We start from the raw sequence: 15097 nt of genomic DNA, 5'->3' as shown, positions 1-15097 counted from the left end.
GGGAGCCCCGTTCGGCGGATGGACGGAGCTCGTTCGGGAAGCTTGCGACCAGGGACGGATGGGACCGCGCAGTGCGGGGCTACGAGAGCCAGGAGCGGGAACCGGCGGCTGACGTCGACCACCTGACTCGGTTCGAAGCCGAGATGAAGCGGCTGAAGACCGAGCGGGAAAAGGCGATCCAGCATGCCGAGGACCTCGGCTACCAGGTCGAGGTGCTGCGCGCCAAGTTGCACGAGGCGCGGCGCACCATCATGTCCCGGCCCGCCTTCGACGGCGGCGACATCGGGTACCAGGCCGAGCAGATGCTGCGTAACGCGCAGATGCAGGCCGACCAGTTGCGGCAGGACGCCGAACGGGAGCTGAGCCAGACCCGGGCGCAGACGCAGCGCATCCTCCAGGAGCACGCCGAACAGGCGGCCCGGCTCCAGGCGGAGCTGCACCAGGAGGCGGTGGCCCGTCGTCAGCAGCTCGACCAGGAGCTGGCCGAGCGCCGGCAGAACGTCGAGTCGCACGTCAACGAGAACGTGGCGTGGGCCGAGCAGTTGCGGGCCCGCACCGAGGCTCAGGCGCGCCGGCTGCTCGACGAGTCGCGGGCCGAGGCCGAGCAGGCCCTGACGGCCGCCCGCGCCGAGGCCGAACGGGTGGCCACGGAGGCCCGTCAGCGGCTCCAGGCGGACGCCGAGGCGACCCGCGCGGAGGCCGAGCAGCTGCTGCTGCGGGCCCGCACGGACGCCGAACGGCTGCTGAACGCCGCTTCCAGCCAGGCCCAGGAGGCCAGCGACCACGCCGAGCAGCTGCGCACCTCCACCGTCACGGAGTCCGACGCGGCCCGCCGGCAGGCCGGTGAGCTGAGCCGCGCCGCCGAGCAGCGCATGTCCGAGGCCGAGGAGGCGCTGCGCAAGGCGCAGGCCGAGGCCGACAAGGTGCTCGCGGAGGCGAAGGCCGCCGCCGAGAAGGCGCTCGCCGGCGCGGAGGCGGCCAAGGAGCAGCGCACCCGTACGGCGAAGGAGCAGGTCGCCCGGCTCGTCACCGAGGCCACCAAGGAGGCCGAGGCGACCAAGGAGGCCGCCGAGCAGCTCGTCGCCGACGCCCGCACCGAGGCCGAGAAGATCGTCGCGGAGGCCTCCGAGAAGGCCCGCACGCTCACCGCCGAGGAGAGCGCGACCCAGCTGTCGAAGGCGGCGAAGACCGCCGAGGACGTCCTGAACAGGGCGCAGGAGGACGCGCAGAACACCACCAAGGCCGCCGCCGAGGAGGCCGAGCGGATCCGCCGTGAGGCGGAGACCGAGGCGGACCGGCTGCGGGCCGAGGCGCACGACATCGCCGAGCAGCTCAAGGGCTCGGCGAAGGACGACACCAAGGAGTACCGCGCCAAGACGGTCGAGCTCCAGGAGGAGGCCCGTCGGCTGCGCGGCGAGGCCGAGCAGCTGCGCGCCGACGCGGTCGCCGAGGGCGAGAAGATCCGCGCGGAGGCCCGCAAGGAGGCCGTCCAGCAGATCGAGGAGGCGGCCAGGACCGCCGAGGAGCTGTTGTCCAAGGCGAAGGCCGACGCCGACGAGCTGCGCCAGAAGGCCACCTCGGACAGCGAGAAGGTGCGCACCGAGGCCATCGAGCGCGCCACCACGCTGCGCCGGCAGGCCGAGGAGACCCTGGAGCGCACCCGCGCGGAGGCCGAGCGCCAGCGCGACGAGGCGGTGGAGCTGGCCGAGACCATCACCTCCAACGCCGAGGAGGCCGCGCGCGAGCTGCGCGAGGAGACCGAACGCGGGGTCGAGGCCCGGCAGGCGGAGGCCGCCGAGGAGCTGGCCCGGCTGCACGCCGAGGCGGAGGCCCGGCTCGCCTCCGCCGAGCAGGCGCTGACCGACGCCCGCGAGGAGGCCGCGCGGATCCGCCGCGAGGCCGGCGAGGAGACCGAGCGGCTGCGCTCGGAGGCCGCGGAGCGGATCCGCACCCTCCACCAGCAGGCCGCCGCGGAGGTGGACCGGCTGCGCAACGAGGCCGCCGCCGACGCGTCCGCCTCGCGCGCCGAGGGTGAGGCCGTCGCGGTAAGGCTGCGTTCCGAGGCCGCCGCCGAGGCGGAGCGGCTGAAGTCGGAGGCGCAGGACACCGCCGACCGGGTGCGCGCGGAGGCGCAGGCCGCCGCCGAGCGGCTGGCCACCGAGGCGTCCGAGACGCTGGCCGCCGCCCAGGAGGAGGCGCTGCGGCGCCGCCGCGAGGCCGAGGAGCTCCTCGGTTCCGCCCGCCAGGAGGCCGACCAGGAGCGCGAGCAGGCCCGTCGGCAGAGCGAGGAACTGCTGGCCTCGGCGCGCAAGCGCGTGGAGGAGGCGCAGACCGAGGCCGTCCGGCTGGTCGAGGAGGCCGACCGGCGGGCCAATGAGATGGTGTCGGCGGCCGAGCAGCACGCGCAGCAGGTGCGGGAGTCCGTCGCCGGGCTGCACGAGCAGGCGCAGGACGAGATCAACGGGCTGCGGTCCGCCGCCGAGCACGCGGCGGAGCGCACCCGGCGCGAGGCCGAGGAGGAGGCGGACCGGGTCCGTTCCGACGCCTACGCGGTGCAGGAGCGGGCGGCCGAGGACGCCAACCGGGTCCGGCGCGAGGCGAGCGAGGCGTCGGAGGCGGCGCAGGCGCTGGCCGAGCAGACCGTCGGCGAGGCGATCGCGGAGGCGGAGCGGCTGCGCTCGGAGGCGTCCGCGCACGCCCAGCGGGTCCGCACCGAGGTCTCGGACGCCATCGCCCAGGCCGACCAGGACGCCTCGCGCACCCGTGCGGACGCCCGGGACGACGCCAACCGCATCCGCTCGGACGCGGCGACGCAGGCCGACACCCTCATCACCGAGGCCCGCAACGAGGCGGAGCGGCTCCAGACGGAGACCATCGCGGAGGCCGAGCGCCTCCAGTCCGAGACGATCGCGGAGGCCGACCGGCTGCGGGCCGAGTCGGTCGCCAAGGCGGAGAAGCTGATCTCGGACGCCGCCGGGGACGCGGAGCGGCTGCGCGCCGAGGCCGCCGAGACGGTGGGTTCCGCGCAGCAGCACGCCGAGCGGATCCGTACCGAGTCCGAGCGTGTCAGGGCGTCGGCGGCCGCGGAGGCCGACCGGCTGATGAGCGTCGCCCGCGAGGAGGCCGACTCGACGCTGGACGAGGCCCGCAAGGAGGCCAACAAGCGGCGCTCCGAGGCGGCCGAGCAGGTCGACACGCTCATCACGGAGACCGCGGCCGAGGCGGACAAGCTGCTCACGGAGGCGCAGCAGCAGGCGCAGCAGGTCACGGCGGACGCGGAGGCGCAGGCCGACTCGATGGTCGGCGCGGCCCGCAACGAGGCCGAGCGGCTGGTCTCCGAGGCGACCGTCGACGGGAACTCCCGGGTGGAGAAGGCCCGTACGGACGCCGACGAACTGCTGGTCGGCGCCCGCCGGGACGCGACCGCCATAAGGGAGCGGGCGGAGGAGCTGCGCGACCGCATCACGAGCGAGATCGAGGGGCTGCACGAGCGGGCCCGCCGCGAGGCCGCCGAGACGATGAAGTCGACCGGTGACCGCTGCGACGCGCTCATCAAGGCGTCCGAGGAGCAGCTCGCCAAGGCGCAGGCGAAGGCGAAGGAGCTGGTGTCGGACGCCAACTCCGAGGCGGGCAAGGTCCGCATCGCCGCCGTGAAGAAGGCCGAGGGGCTGCTCAAGGAGGCCGAGCAGAAGAAGGCGACGCTCGTGCGGGAGGCCGAGGAGCTCAAGGCCGAGGCGATCCGTGAGGCGCGGCGCACGGTCGAGGAGGGCAAGCGCGAGCTGGAGGTCCTGGTGCGCCGGCGTGAGGACATCAACGCCGAGATCTCCCGGGTCCAGGACGTGCTGGAGGCGCTGGAATCCTTCGAGGTGCCGACCGGCGGCAAGGACGGGGGCGTCAAGGCGGGCGCCGCCATCGGAGCGCCCCGATCGGGTGGGAAGGCGTCGGACAGCTAGCGGAATGTGTGAATTGCGTTAAAGTCTGATGCCTTTGACCGGACCTTTGGCAAGCGCTCTGCCGCTCAGCCACCCAAAAGGGGTGTCATTCTCCAGATCAAACACGCATACGCTCGATGACACACCGCTCAGGCCCCTAGGATTCCACCTATCACCTCACCGGTCTCATTCGACAGGAACCCCATGAGCGACACTTCCCCCTACGGCTTCGAGCTTGTGCGGCGTGGGTACGACCGCGCTCAGGTGGACGAACGCATCTCGAAGCTCGTCTCCGACCGTGACAGCGCTCTGGCCCGTATCACTGCTCTGGAAAAGCGCATCGAGGAGCTCCACCTCGAGACGCAGAACGCCCAGGCTCAGGTAAGCGACGCGGAGCCGTCGTACGCCGGTCTCGGCGCGCGTGTCGAGAAGATCCTCCGCCTCGCCGAGGAAGAGGCCAAGGATCTGCGCGAGGAGGCCCGTCGCGCGGCCGAGCAGCACCGCGAGCTCGCCGAGTCGGCGGCTCAGCAGGTGCGCAACGACGCGGAGTCGTTCGCCGCGGAGCGCAAGGCCAAGTCCGAGGACGAGGGCGTCCGGATCGTCGAGAAGGCCAAGAGCGACGCGTCGCAGCTGCGTTCCGAGGCGCAGAAGGACGCGCAGTCGAAGCGTGAGGAGGCGGACGCCCTCTTCGAGGAGACCCGCGCCAAGGCCGCGCAGGCCGCCGCCGACTTCGAGACCAACCTCGCCAAGCGCCGCGAGCAGTCGGAGCGCGACCTGGCGTCGCGTCAGCAGAAGGCGGAGAAGCGTCTCGCGGAGATCGAGCACCGCGCGGAGCAGCTGCGCCTGGAGGCCGAGAAGCTGCGTACCGACGCCGAGCGCCGGGCCCGTCAGACCGTCGAGACGGCGCAGCGCCAGGCCGAGGACATCGTGGCCGACGCCAATGCCAAGGCGGACCGCATCCGTTCCGAGTCCGAGCGCGAGCTGGCGGCCCTCACCAACCGCCGCGACTCGATCAACGCCCAGCTGACGAACGTCCGCGAGATGCTCGCCACGCTGACCGGCGCCGCGGTGGCCGCGGCCGGCTCGCCGTCCACGGACGACGAGCCGATCTCCCGCGGCGTCCCGGCGCAGCAGTCCCGGTAACGTCCACGGGTACGGCGACCGAACATCGGCGAAGCCCTCTGCCACTCCGGTGGCAGAGGGCTTCGCCGCGCTCTAGCGTGGCCGCATGATCGAGTTGTCCGGCCTGACGAAGCGGTACGGCGAGAAGGTCGCGGTGAACAACCTCACCTGCGCCGTCAGACCGGGCATCGTCACGGGCTTCCTCGGTCCCAACGGCGCGGGCAAGTCCACCACCATGCGGATGATGCTGGGCCTCGACCGGCCGACCGCCGGGGACGTCCGGATCGACGGGCAGCACTACGACCGGCTGAAGGACCCCCTCAGGTACATCGGCGCCCTGCTGGACGCCAAGGCCATGCACGGCGGGCGCAGCGCCTTCAACCATCTGCTGTGCCTGGCGCAGAGCAACGGCATCCCGAAGAGCCGGGTGCACGAGGTGCTGGACACCGTCGGTCTCACCTCCGTGGCGAGGAAGAAGGCCAAGGGGTTCTCGCTGGGTATGGGCCAGCGGCTGGGCATCGCGGGCGCGCTCCTCGGCGACCCCCGGATCCTGATGTTCGACGAACCGGTCAACGGACTCGACCCCGAGGGCATCCACTGGATCCGCAACCTGATGAAGTCGCTGGCCGCGCAGGGGCGGACCGTGTTCGTCTCCTCCCACCTGATGAGCGAGATGGCGCTGACCGCCGATCACCTGATCGTGATCGGGCAGGGCCGGCTGCTCGCCGACACCTCGATGGCCGACTTCATCGCGCGGAACTCGCGCTCGTACGTCCGTATCCGCACCCCGCAGCGGGAGCGGCTGCTCGACGTGCTGCACGGCGCCGGGGTCCTGGTCGTCGAGTCCGGCAGCGGGGTGCTCGAGGTCGACGGCGACAAGTCCGAGCACATCGGGGAGCTGGCCGCGGGGCACCAGATCGTGCTGCACGAGCTGAGCCCCCAGCGGGCCTCCCTGGAGGAGGCGTTCATGCAGCTGACCGCGGAGTCGGTGGAGTACCACGCGCACACGGACACGCCCCCCGGCCCGCTCGGACGGTTCGAGCAGCCCGGACCGCGGTGGGGCGACGACCGGACGAGGAGCTGATGATGGCGGCGACCCAGGTCATCCGGTCGGAGTGGACCAAGATCCGGTCGGTGGCGTCCACCGTGTGGACGCTCTCGCTCGCCGTGGTGGTCACCATCGCCCTCGGCATGCTGATCTCGGCGCTGTCCAGGAACGAGTTCGACAACATGAGCCGCGACGACCGGCTCTCCTTCGACCCCACCTTCATCAGCTTCGCCGGGATGAGCCTCGGTCAGCTCGCGATGATCGTGTTCGGGGTGCTGGTCGTGTCGAACGAGTACAGCACCGGCATGATCCGCACCTCGCTGGCCGCCGTGCCGCAGCGTGGCATCTTCCTGTTCAGCAAGATCGCGGTGGCCACCGGGCTCGCGCTGGCCGTGGGGCTGGCCACCAGCTTCGTCACGTTCTTCCTGGGGCAGGCCATGCTCGGCTCCCACAAGGCGTCGATCGGGGACACCGGGGTCCTGCGGGCGGTCATCGGCGGTGGCCTGTACATGACCCTCATCGCCGTCTTCTCGATGGGCGTGGCCACGATGCTGCGCTCGCCGATGCTGTCGCTCGGCATCCTGATGCCGTTCTTCTTCCTGATCTCCAACATCCTCGGCAACGTCCCGGCGACGAAGAAGATCGGCCGGTATCTGCCCGACCAGGCCGGCAGCAAGATCATGCGGGTGGTCACGCCGATCGACGACGACACCCCGTACGGGCCCTGGGGCGGGTTCGCCATCATGGCGCTGTGGGCCCTCGCCGCGCTCGCGGGCGGCTACCTCCTGCTGAAGAAACGCGACGCGTAACGCTTTGGTCTTTGCTTTCATTTGAGCGGAACCGTCAGCGCCCCGATATCCTCCTAACCCTTACGGGGGCGTGTGCCCTGCTGTCCTGAACCTTTCGATGGGTGCGGAGCATGATCGAAGCAGTCGGCCTGACCAAGCGCTACGGCGACAAGACCGCTGTGTACAACCTTTCCTTCCAGGTGCGGCCCGGCGCCGTCACCGGCTTCCTCGGGCCGAACGGCTCGGGCAAGTCGACCACCATGCGGATGATCCTGGGTCTGGACAACCCCACCGCCGGGACGGTGACGATCGGCGGCTACCCGTACCGCAAGCTGCCGAACGCCGCCCGCCAGGTGGGTGCCCTGCTGGACGCCAAGGCGGTGCACGGCGGCCGGCACGCCCGCAACCACCTGCTGAGCCTGGCCCAGCTGTCCGGCATCCCGGCCCGGCGGGTCGACGAGGTGCTCGGCGTGGTCGGCCTCCAGGACGTGGCACGCAAGCGCTCCAAGGGCTTCTCCCTGGGCATGGGCCAGCGGCTCGGCATCGCGGCCGCGCTGCTCGGCGACCCGCAGGTGCTGCTCTTCGACGAGCCGGTCAACGGCCTCGACCCGGAGGGCATCCTCTGGGTCCGCAACCTGATGAAGTCGCTGGCCGCCGAGGGCCGCACGGTGTTCGTCTCCTCCCACCTGATGAGCGAGATGGCGGTGACCGCCGATCACCTGATCGTGATCGGGCGCGGGCAGCTGCTGTCCGACATGAGCGTGACGGACTTCATCTCGGCCAACTCCGCCGACTTCGCTCGGGTCCGCACCCCGCACACCGAACCCCAGCTGCGCGAGAAGCTGGCCTCCGCGCTCACCGAGGCGGGCGGCCATGTGCTGCCCGAGCAGGACGGCGCGCTGCGGGTGACCGGGCTGGCGCTGCCCCGCATCAGCGACATCGCCCACGAGAGCGACGTACGCCTGTGGGAGCTGTCGCCGCACCAGGCCTCGCTGGAAGAGGCGTACATGCGGATGACGCAGGGCGCCGTCGACTACCGGTCCACCATCGACCAGAAGGCCGGTCTCCAGCAGCAGCTCGCGCCCGGCGCGCAGCCGCCCATGCCGGTGCCGGGCCAGGGCCAGCCGGGCTGGTACGCCCCGCCGCCCCCGCAGCACCCCGGATACGCGCCGCCGCAGCAGCCGGCCCAGGCGCCCCCGGCGGCCTCCTACGGGGCGTACGGCGCCCCCGGGGCCCCCGCCCCGGCACCCGGCCCGAACGGGGCCAACCCGTACGCGCAGGCGCCCGCACAGGCCCCGGCCCAGCCGGCCGCCGCGTCGCCGGCGGCACCGTCCGGGCCCGCCCCGGTGGCCGCCCCGGCCGAGCCGGCTCCGGCCGCTCCCGCCGAGCCCGCCGCTCCCGCCCCCGACGCCGCCCCGACCAAGTCCGAGGACGCCCGATGAGCACCCCGCAGCACCCGTCGCCGCAGGCCGCGCCCGCCTGGCAGGGGGCGCCCGGTCCCGCGTACGCCGCGGCCGGCCCCGCCTACACCTCGCCGATCCCGATCGTGCGCACGCACCTCGGGCACGCCATCGCCTCGGAGTGGACGAAGATCCGCTCGGTGCGCTCCACGATGTGGACGCTGGGCGTGTTCGTGCTGCTCGTCATCGGCATCGGACTGCTGGCCGGCGCGGTGGTCGCCGCGAACGCGACCGAGGAGGACCTCGCGGGCGAAACCGCCCTGTCGTTCGGCTTCTTCGGGCTGCTCCTGGGCAGCATGTGCGTCATCACGCTCGGCGTGCTGACCACGGCCTCGGAGTACGGCACCGGCATGATCCGCACGACGATGGTGGCCTGCCCGTCGCGCGGCCGGGTGCTCGCCGCGAAGGCGGTCGTGTTCTTCGCCGTCGCGTTCGTCGTGACGCTCGTGTCCTCGGGCTTCGTCGCCGTGGTGGACGTGGGCATGCTGGGCGACGCCCGGCAGCCGACCGGCTCGGAGTGGCTGAAGGCCACCTTCGGAGTGTCCCTCTACATCGCGCTGCTCGGGCTGATCTCGCTGGCCGTCGGCTCGATCATCCGGCACTCGGCCGGCGCCATCACCATCATGATCGGCGTCCTGCTGGCCCCGCTGGTCATCGCGATCTTCATGTTCTCGTCCTCGCTGGAGGACCTGCGCCAGGCCCTGTTCGAGTACTCGATCCCGAACCAGCTGAGCGTGTTCTACTCGTCCTCGCTCAGCGACAGCGGGCCGAGCGGCTGGGACCCGCTGTGGATCGCGCTCGGCGTGACCGCCGTCGTCCTCGGCGGCGCCTTCGCCCTGCTGGAGAAGCGCGACGTCTGACGTCTGACGGCCGACGGCTGACGACCGCTAGAACTTCGGCGCGTTACGGGACCGCCGCACCCCCGGGGTGCGGCGGTCCCGTGCGTTCCAGCACGCCTTGTGCCAGTGCCGTCGGTCGTCCACGCCCGCGTGCTCGGGCCAGACGACGACATGCGGCACACCGTCGGGGATCAGCTGGTCGCAGCCCGGGCACCGGTACGCCTTGCCCTGGGCGCTCGCGCCGGCCACGTGCCGCACACTCCACTGCTCGCCCTGCCAGCTCTCCCCCGACTGCCAGCCGCCGTAGCGGCTCGCGCGGTCGTCCTCGGCACTCTGGCCGGACGAGCCCTCACCCTTGGGGCGGTTGCGACGCGGGGACACGGGACACCTCACGGGGCTATACAGGGAGCAGGATTGCCGTCCAGCCTACGCGGCGTGCGCGCGGGTACCCGTAGGGCAGCGAGCCGTACAAGTCGCCCTCCCCGACGTCCCATTCTCCAGACAATCCGCAAATCTCTCCGCCAGGCCGTGTCCTCGGCACGTGTCAGACGGTTATGCCGGGTGGGGGAGCTCCGTGTCGGAGCCAAGGAAGCAGGAAAGTCCATGCGCGTTGGAAGTTTCGTGTTGGGAGCCCAGTTCCCCGGCCAGGGTCAGGGAGAGGCGCTGCACCGCGCGGTCCGCTCGGCCGAGGTGGCCGAGGAGGCGGGCCTCGACTCGGTCTGGCTGGCCGAGCACCACTTCGTTCCGTACGGCACGTGCCCGTCGGCGGTCACGCTCGCCGCGCTGCTGCTGGGCCGCACCCGCCGTATCCGGGTGGGCACGGCGGTCAGCGTACTGCCCACCGTCCACCCCGTCGCCCTGGGTGAGCAGGCCGCGCTGCTGCACCTGACGAGCGGCGGCCGCTTCTCGCTGGGCGTGGGGCGCGGCGGCCCGTGGGTCGACCTGGAGGTGTTCGGCGCGGGCCTGGAGGCGTACGAACGGGGGTTCCCGGAATCACTCGATCTGCTGGTGCGCTGGCTGCGCGAGCCCTCGGTGGGGGCCGACGGCGAGCGGTTCCGCTTCCGCGAAGTACCCGTCGTCCCCAGGCCGTCGGAGGCGCTGACGAACGCGTCGGGCCCGGAGGTCGTCGTCGCGTGCACCTCGCCGGCGAGCGTACGGCTGGCCGCCGAGCGCGGGCTGCCGATGCTCCTCGGCATGCACGTGGGGGACGAGGAGAAGGCCGGGATGGTCGCCGCGTGGCGGCAGTACGCGCGCGCGGCCGGGCGGTCCGGGGACGAGATCAGGGGCGCGGCGCATGTCTCGGCGGGCGTCTGCCAGATCGCGGACCGGCGCACGGACGCGGTGGAGACCCTGGTGAAGGCGATGCCGGGCTGGCTGCGGCAGGGGCTCGACGCCCATGTGACGGTGGACGGCCGGGCCCGCTCCATGCGGGACCCGGTGGCATACACCGAACTGCTCTGCGGGCTGCACCCGGTGGGCACCCCGCGGCTGTGCGCCGACCGTCTCGCGGCGACCGGCGAGCGGACCGGCATCTCGCGTTTCGCCCTGCTGGTCGAGGGTTCCGGAGACCTGGCGGCCACCGAGGAGAACGTACGGCGGCTGGGCTCGGAGGTGCTCCCCCACCTCCGGTGAACAGCCCAGCCGGCCGCGAGGCTTGCCGCTCCCGTACTGATGGAACCTCCCGCGTCAGGAGCGGCAAGCAACAGGCTCACGTGTCAGCAGTCCCGGAATTCCGGGGACTGGTTCAGCACCTGGCTGCGGACCGAGGTGAATCGGGCGAGCTTCTCGTCGACAGCCGGCTCCAACGGGAACACCGCCACCCGGTGGCAGTTCTGGAAGGCCAGCCGCACACCGAAGTGCCGCTGCAGCGCGCCGCGTATGGCGTCACTCGCGAGCGCGCGCAGCAACTGCCCGCGTGCCTGCTCGTCCGGCGGGGGCGTCTGGTTGTCGGCGAAGTCTGCGCCGTCCACCTTCAGCTGGGCCACCAGGGAGCTGACCATCTCCCATGCGTAGGGCAGGGAGGTCCGGACGCAGTCGACGAATTCTGCTTCGTCGACCTCGCCTCGCTCGGCCTGTTCGAGTAGGGCCGGTGAGACGTCGAGCGACATGGGTACTCCTCTCGCACCCCCGGAACATCAGGGGTTGCCGGACAGGGAAAGGGAGTTCGCATGCCGAAACACCGCACACGCTGAGTACACGCATCGCGACCTCCCGTTCACTACGGTAGGCAACGGACCGTGACCGCACCAGGAGAATGGGCACATAGGGAACTCCGAGTAGGCACACAATCGGCCACTGTCGAACGACCAGTTACCAGGGCGAATCGCGTGCCAGGTGGGGCGTCGGATAGCGTTGTGCACCATGCGTCTCGTCATCGCCCGGTGCTCCGTGGACTACGCCGGCCGGCTCACCGCCCACCTCCCCTCCGCGCCCCGTCTCATCCTGGTGAAGGCGGACGGCAGCGTCTCGATCCACGCGGACGACCGGGCCTACAAGCCCCTGAACTGGATGTCGCCGCCCTGCACGCTGAAGGAGGGCGCGGGCGACGAGGAAGGCGTCTGGACCGTCGTCAACAAGGGCGGAGAGAAGCTCATCATCACGATGGAGGAGATCCTCCACGATTCTTCGCACGAACTCGGCGTCGATCCCGGCCTGATCAAGGACGGCGTGGAAGCGCACCTTCAGGAGCTCCTCGCCGACCGCATCGAGACCCTCGGCGAGGGCTACACCCTCATCCGCCGCGAGTACATGACCGCCATCGGCCCGGTCGACATCCTGTGCCGGGACGCGGAGGGGCAGACCGTCGCGGTGGAGATCAAGCGACGCGGCGAGATCGACGGCGTCGAGCAACTCACGCGCTATCTGGAGCTGTTGAACCGCGACCCGCACCTCGCCCCGGTGCGTGGTGTCTTCGCGGCCCAGGAGATCAAGCCCCAGGCCCGCGTGCTCGCCACGGATCGCGGCATCGGCTGCCAGGTCCTGGACTACAACGCGATGCGGGGCATCGAGGACGACAAGCTGCGGCTGTTCTGACCCACCCACCCGTACGACGAGAAGGCCGGGTTCCTGGAGGAACCCGGCCTTCACCTGTGCCTTGAGGCTCAGATCACCGAGTCCGAGGCGGAGGGCGTGCTGTCCGCCCTGCTCGGCGACACCGGGGCACTCGATGTCGTACCGCTGGCCGAGGTCCCGGTGGACGGGTCTCCGCTGGGGGTTCCGCCGGTCGGGTCGGGGCTCTCGGTCGGAGGCGTCGTGCTCGGCGAGCTGGACGCACTCGGCGACGACGACGGTGATGACGAGGGCTTCGGACTCGTGCTCGACGACGGCTTCGAGGTCGGCGTCGGGGACGACCCGCCGCCCCCCGACCCGTGGGAACTGCTCGCCTCCGACGAAGGCTCCGCCTCCCCCGTGGGGGAGGGGTCGTCCGAGGTGCCCATCGTTCCGTCCGGGCCCGGGTCCGTCGGCCTGCTGGTCGCCTCGCCCGTGTCCGCGGAACCGCTGTCGTCGCCCGGGGTGTCGGAGTCCAGGCCGCCGTCGTCCAGGCCGGTACTGGCGGACGGGTTGACGCCGACCCGGTCGGAGGGGTCGTTGGCGTCGTTGTTGGAGGTCGCGCCGAGCGTCACGACCGTGCCGAGGACGGCGACGAGCAGCGCGCCGGCGCCGGCCGCGACCAGGTTGCGCTTGGCCAGGCTCCTCAGGCCGCCGCGGTTGTGACGGGTCGGCGGCCCGGCGGGCCCACGGCGGGCTACGACGGTCTCGGCCTCCGGCGGGTAGGTCGGGAGCACCGCCTGGATGCCCCGCGGCGGGGACGCCGACTCCTCGTGGCGGGCGTCGGGCACCTCCTCGCCCGCCGTCGCCGCCGCGAGGCCGGGTAGGTCCCCGGAGCGGTCGGTGACCAGGGCGAGGGCACGGCGGCCGGCGACGGTCCCGCGCTTGTCGGCGATCGCCCCGCGCAGGGCGAGGGAGGCCTCCAGCTCGGAGCGGGCCCGGTCGAGGTCTCCGCCGCAGAGGGCGAGGACGCCCATCTCGTGGTGGAAGTAGGCCCGGTCGGCGGACTCCCCGGCGAGCCGGGCGGCCTCGGCGCCCTCGTGCAGGCTGCTCTCCCAGGCGCTCCAGCGCAGGCCCGCGGCGAAGGCGGGCGCGGCGGCGCGGGCGAGCTGCACGGCGGTGGACTCCTCGTCCTCGCCGGTTCGGGTCGTCGTGGGGACGATCACGACGAGGGCGGCGAGGACGGCGTCGGCCTCCGCGCAGACCCGCTCGGGTGTGACCGAGGGATGTCCGGCCCACCAGGCGTAGTGCTGGGCGGCGGAGTGGGCGCGGGTCTCGACGTCGTCGGCGTATCCGGCGGCCTCGAGCTGGGTCTGGACGCCGGCGGCGAGCCGGTAGCGGGTGCCGACCGGGGAGACGAGTCCGCAGGCGGCCAGTTCGCCGAGGGCGGCGTCGGCGTGGGTGTCGCCGACCAGGGCGGGCAGGTGCGCCTGGTGCGGGACCTCACCGTCCAGGGCGACGGCGAAGCGCAGCGTCGCGCGGGCGGAGGCGCTGAGGCGGGCGGCGAGCAGCGGCGCGGGCGCGGCGGCCTCGCCGAGCGAGGGCAGGGGTATCTCCTCGGCCTCGCCGGCTCCGGCGAGGCCGTCGACGGCGTCGGCGAGCGGCCGGGCGTCCTCGAAGACACCGAACACGTCGACCGCGTCGGCGCCGGCCCGCAGCTGGTCGCGCTGCGAGAGCAGGGCGCCGGCCTGGACGAACCGCAGCGGCAGGCCCTCGGACTCGAACCACAGGTCGCCGGCCCAGTTGGCCTCCTCCTCGGTGAGGACGCGGCCGACGGCGTGCTCGATCACCTCGACACCGCCCGCGCGGTCCAGCCCGGTGAGGACGACCTCCTCGACGGCGGACTCCGCGGAGGGCAGCGGAGTGGCCGGGGTCGCGCCGAGCAGGAAGGCGCACTCGGGCGTCGCGTCCAGGAGTTCGTCGAGGGCGGCGCCGCCGAGTTCGAGGTCGTCGACCACGACGACCGCGCCGATCTCGCGGACCAGCGCACTCAGGTCGTCGCTGTCGGGGCGGTACAGGGGGGCGTCGTAGACGGCGTGGAAGAGGTCGTGCAGGAGGTCGGCCGAGGTGCGGCGGAAGCCGGTGAGGCGGACGACCCCGTCGGGGGCGAGGTCCTCGCAGTCCTCGGCGACGAGGTCGAGCAGGCTGGTGCGGCCGGAGCCGGGCGGGCCGGTGAGGCGGACGGAGCGGCCGCGGGCCAGCAGCCGGACCAGCTGTTCGCGTTCGTCCTGGCGGCCCAGCAGCGGCTGGGCGGGCCGGGCGGTTCCGGCGGGGGCCGGCGGCCGGGCGGCGCGCTCGGCCTCGGCACGCTGCTCCGCGGTGCGCTTGGCGGGGCGCTCCGGTATCTCTCCCCCACTCTCGGCTGCGCTCGAGCGGGAGGGGGCCCCAGGCGGGCGGAGTTCTATCTCGCTGCCGTCGACCGGATTGACCGTGAGCAGGTGTTCGCCCGCGACGAGCCGCACGGTGCGGGCCAGGGCCGGCGCGTGCTGGCCGAACTCGGGTGTGAGGGGATCCCTGGACGGGCGCGGGCGCGGCGTGCCGCCTCCCCCGGTCTCGAATTCACTCGACTGGGAGGTGCCCCCACCGTCCTGGCCGTACTCCTCGGGTCCCCGGGTGTTCGGGTCCATGGGTTCAAGCCCCCCAAAAGCGTCGTGTGGCGGTAGCCCCTCCCGGCCTTGCTGCACACTGCGCTGTCGCTTCTGGTCCGGTGCCCGCTCGAGGGCTGAGAGCGGCGGGCAGACGAACCGTAAACCTTCGCACAGTATCTACGACAGACCGGGGTGCCGGGCCGCCCGAACCGTCACAGTCTCGTGAGGATTGCGCCCGTCGTATGTTTCCCGCCGCAGGCCACGCCCCCTCG

The 15097-nt window shown here is 72.5% G+C and carries 11 protein-coding genes; 8 read left to right on the top strand and 3 right to left on the bottom strand.

The window, feature by feature from the left end; genetic code table 11:
- Window positions 1–71 precede the first annotated feature (71 nt).
- The 6 genes from scy (at window position 72) to QQM72_RS01130 (ending at window position 9210) form a co-directional block, all read left to right on the top strand.
- Window positions 72–3953: a polarized growth protein Scy gene (gene scy / locus QQM72_RS01155; protein ID WP_314218895.1), complete on the top strand. Its 3882-nt coding sequence runs from the start codon at window positions 72–74 to the stop codon at window positions 3951–3953.
- A 183-nt stretch (window positions 3954–4136) separates the two neighbouring features.
- On the top strand, window positions 4137–5075 hold the full coding sequence (locus QQM72_RS01150; protein WP_314218894.1) for a coiled-coil domain-containing protein: 939 nt from the start codon (window positions 4137–4139) through the stop codon (window positions 5073–5075).
- Window positions 5076–5160: 85 nt separating this feature from the next.
- On the top strand, window positions 5161–6138 hold the full coding sequence (locus QQM72_RS01145; RefSeq protein WP_314218893.1) for an ABC transporter ATP-binding protein: 978 nt from the start codon (window positions 5161–5163) through the stop codon (window positions 6136–6138).
- Between the two features lie 2 nt (window positions 6139–6140).
- On the top strand, window positions 6141–6911 hold the full coding sequence (locus tag QQM72_RS01140; protein WP_314219154.1) for an ABC transporter permease: 771 nt from the start codon (window positions 6141–6143) through the stop codon (window positions 6909–6911).
- A 110-nt stretch (window positions 6912–7021) separates the two neighbouring features.
- A complete protein-coding gene (locus QQM72_RS01135; protein WP_314218892.1) occupies window positions 7022–8332 on the top strand; it encodes an ABC transporter ATP-binding protein in 1311 nt (436 codons plus the stop codon).
- Window positions 8329–9210: an ABC transporter permease subunit gene (locus QQM72_RS01130; RefSeq protein WP_314218891.1), complete on the top strand. Its 882-nt coding sequence runs from the start codon at window positions 8329–8331 to the stop codon at window positions 9208–9210. The genes QQM72_RS01135 and QQM72_RS01130 overlap by 4 nt, the downstream gene beginning before the upstream one ends.
- Before the next feature lie 27 nt (window positions 9211–9237).
- On the opposite strand, the gene QQM72_RS01125 is transcribed toward QQM72_RS01130, so the two are convergent.
- Window positions 9238–9570 (bottom strand): hypothetical protein, encoded by a 333-nt coding sequence (locus QQM72_RS01125; protein WP_020131163.1) that lies wholly within the window; start codon window positions 9568–9570, stop codon window positions 9238–9240.
- A gap of 222 nt (window positions 9571–9792) precedes the next feature.
- On the opposite strand from QQM72_RS01125, the gene QQM72_RS01120 reads away from it, so the two are divergent.
- Window positions 9793–10821, top strand: coding sequence for an LLM class flavin-dependent oxidoreductase (locus QQM72_RS01120; protein ID WP_314218890.1), 1029 nt, complete (start codon window positions 9793–9795; stop codon window positions 10819–10821).
- 83 nt (window positions 10822–10904) lie between these two features.
- Here QQM72_RS01120 and QQM72_RS01115 read toward each other — a convergent pair whose 3' ends face one another.
- A complete protein-coding gene (locus QQM72_RS01115) occupies window positions 10905–11297 on the bottom strand; it encodes an SCO5389 family protein (protein ID WP_189919647.1) in 393 nt (130 codons plus the stop codon).
- A gap of 253 nt (window positions 11298–11550) precedes the next feature.
- On the opposite strand from QQM72_RS01115, the gene nucS reads away from it, so the two are divergent.
- Complete coding sequence (gene nucS / locus QQM72_RS01110; protein WP_020131166.1) at window positions 11551–12222, top strand: endonuclease NucS; 672 nt, start codon at window positions 11551–11553, stop codon at window positions 12220–12222.
- A 68-nt stretch (window positions 12223–12290) separates the two neighbouring features.
- Here nucS and QQM72_RS01105 read toward each other — a convergent pair whose 3' ends face one another.
- Window positions 12291–14864 carry an ATP-binding protein gene (locus tag QQM72_RS01105; protein ID WP_314218889.1) on the bottom strand — a complete coding sequence of 858 codons (2574 nt, stop codon included), beginning with the start codon at window positions 14862–14864 and terminating at the stop codon, window positions 12291–12293.
- Window positions 14865–15097: the final 233 nt, after the last annotated feature.

Origin of the sequence: Streptomyces zaehneri, from assembly GCF_032248645.1 — a bacterium.
Lineage (GTDB): Bacteria > Actinomycetota > Actinomycetes > Streptomycetales > Streptomycetaceae > Streptomyces > Streptomyces coriariae.
This window is presented reverse-complemented; position numbering and strand designations above follow the sequence as displayed.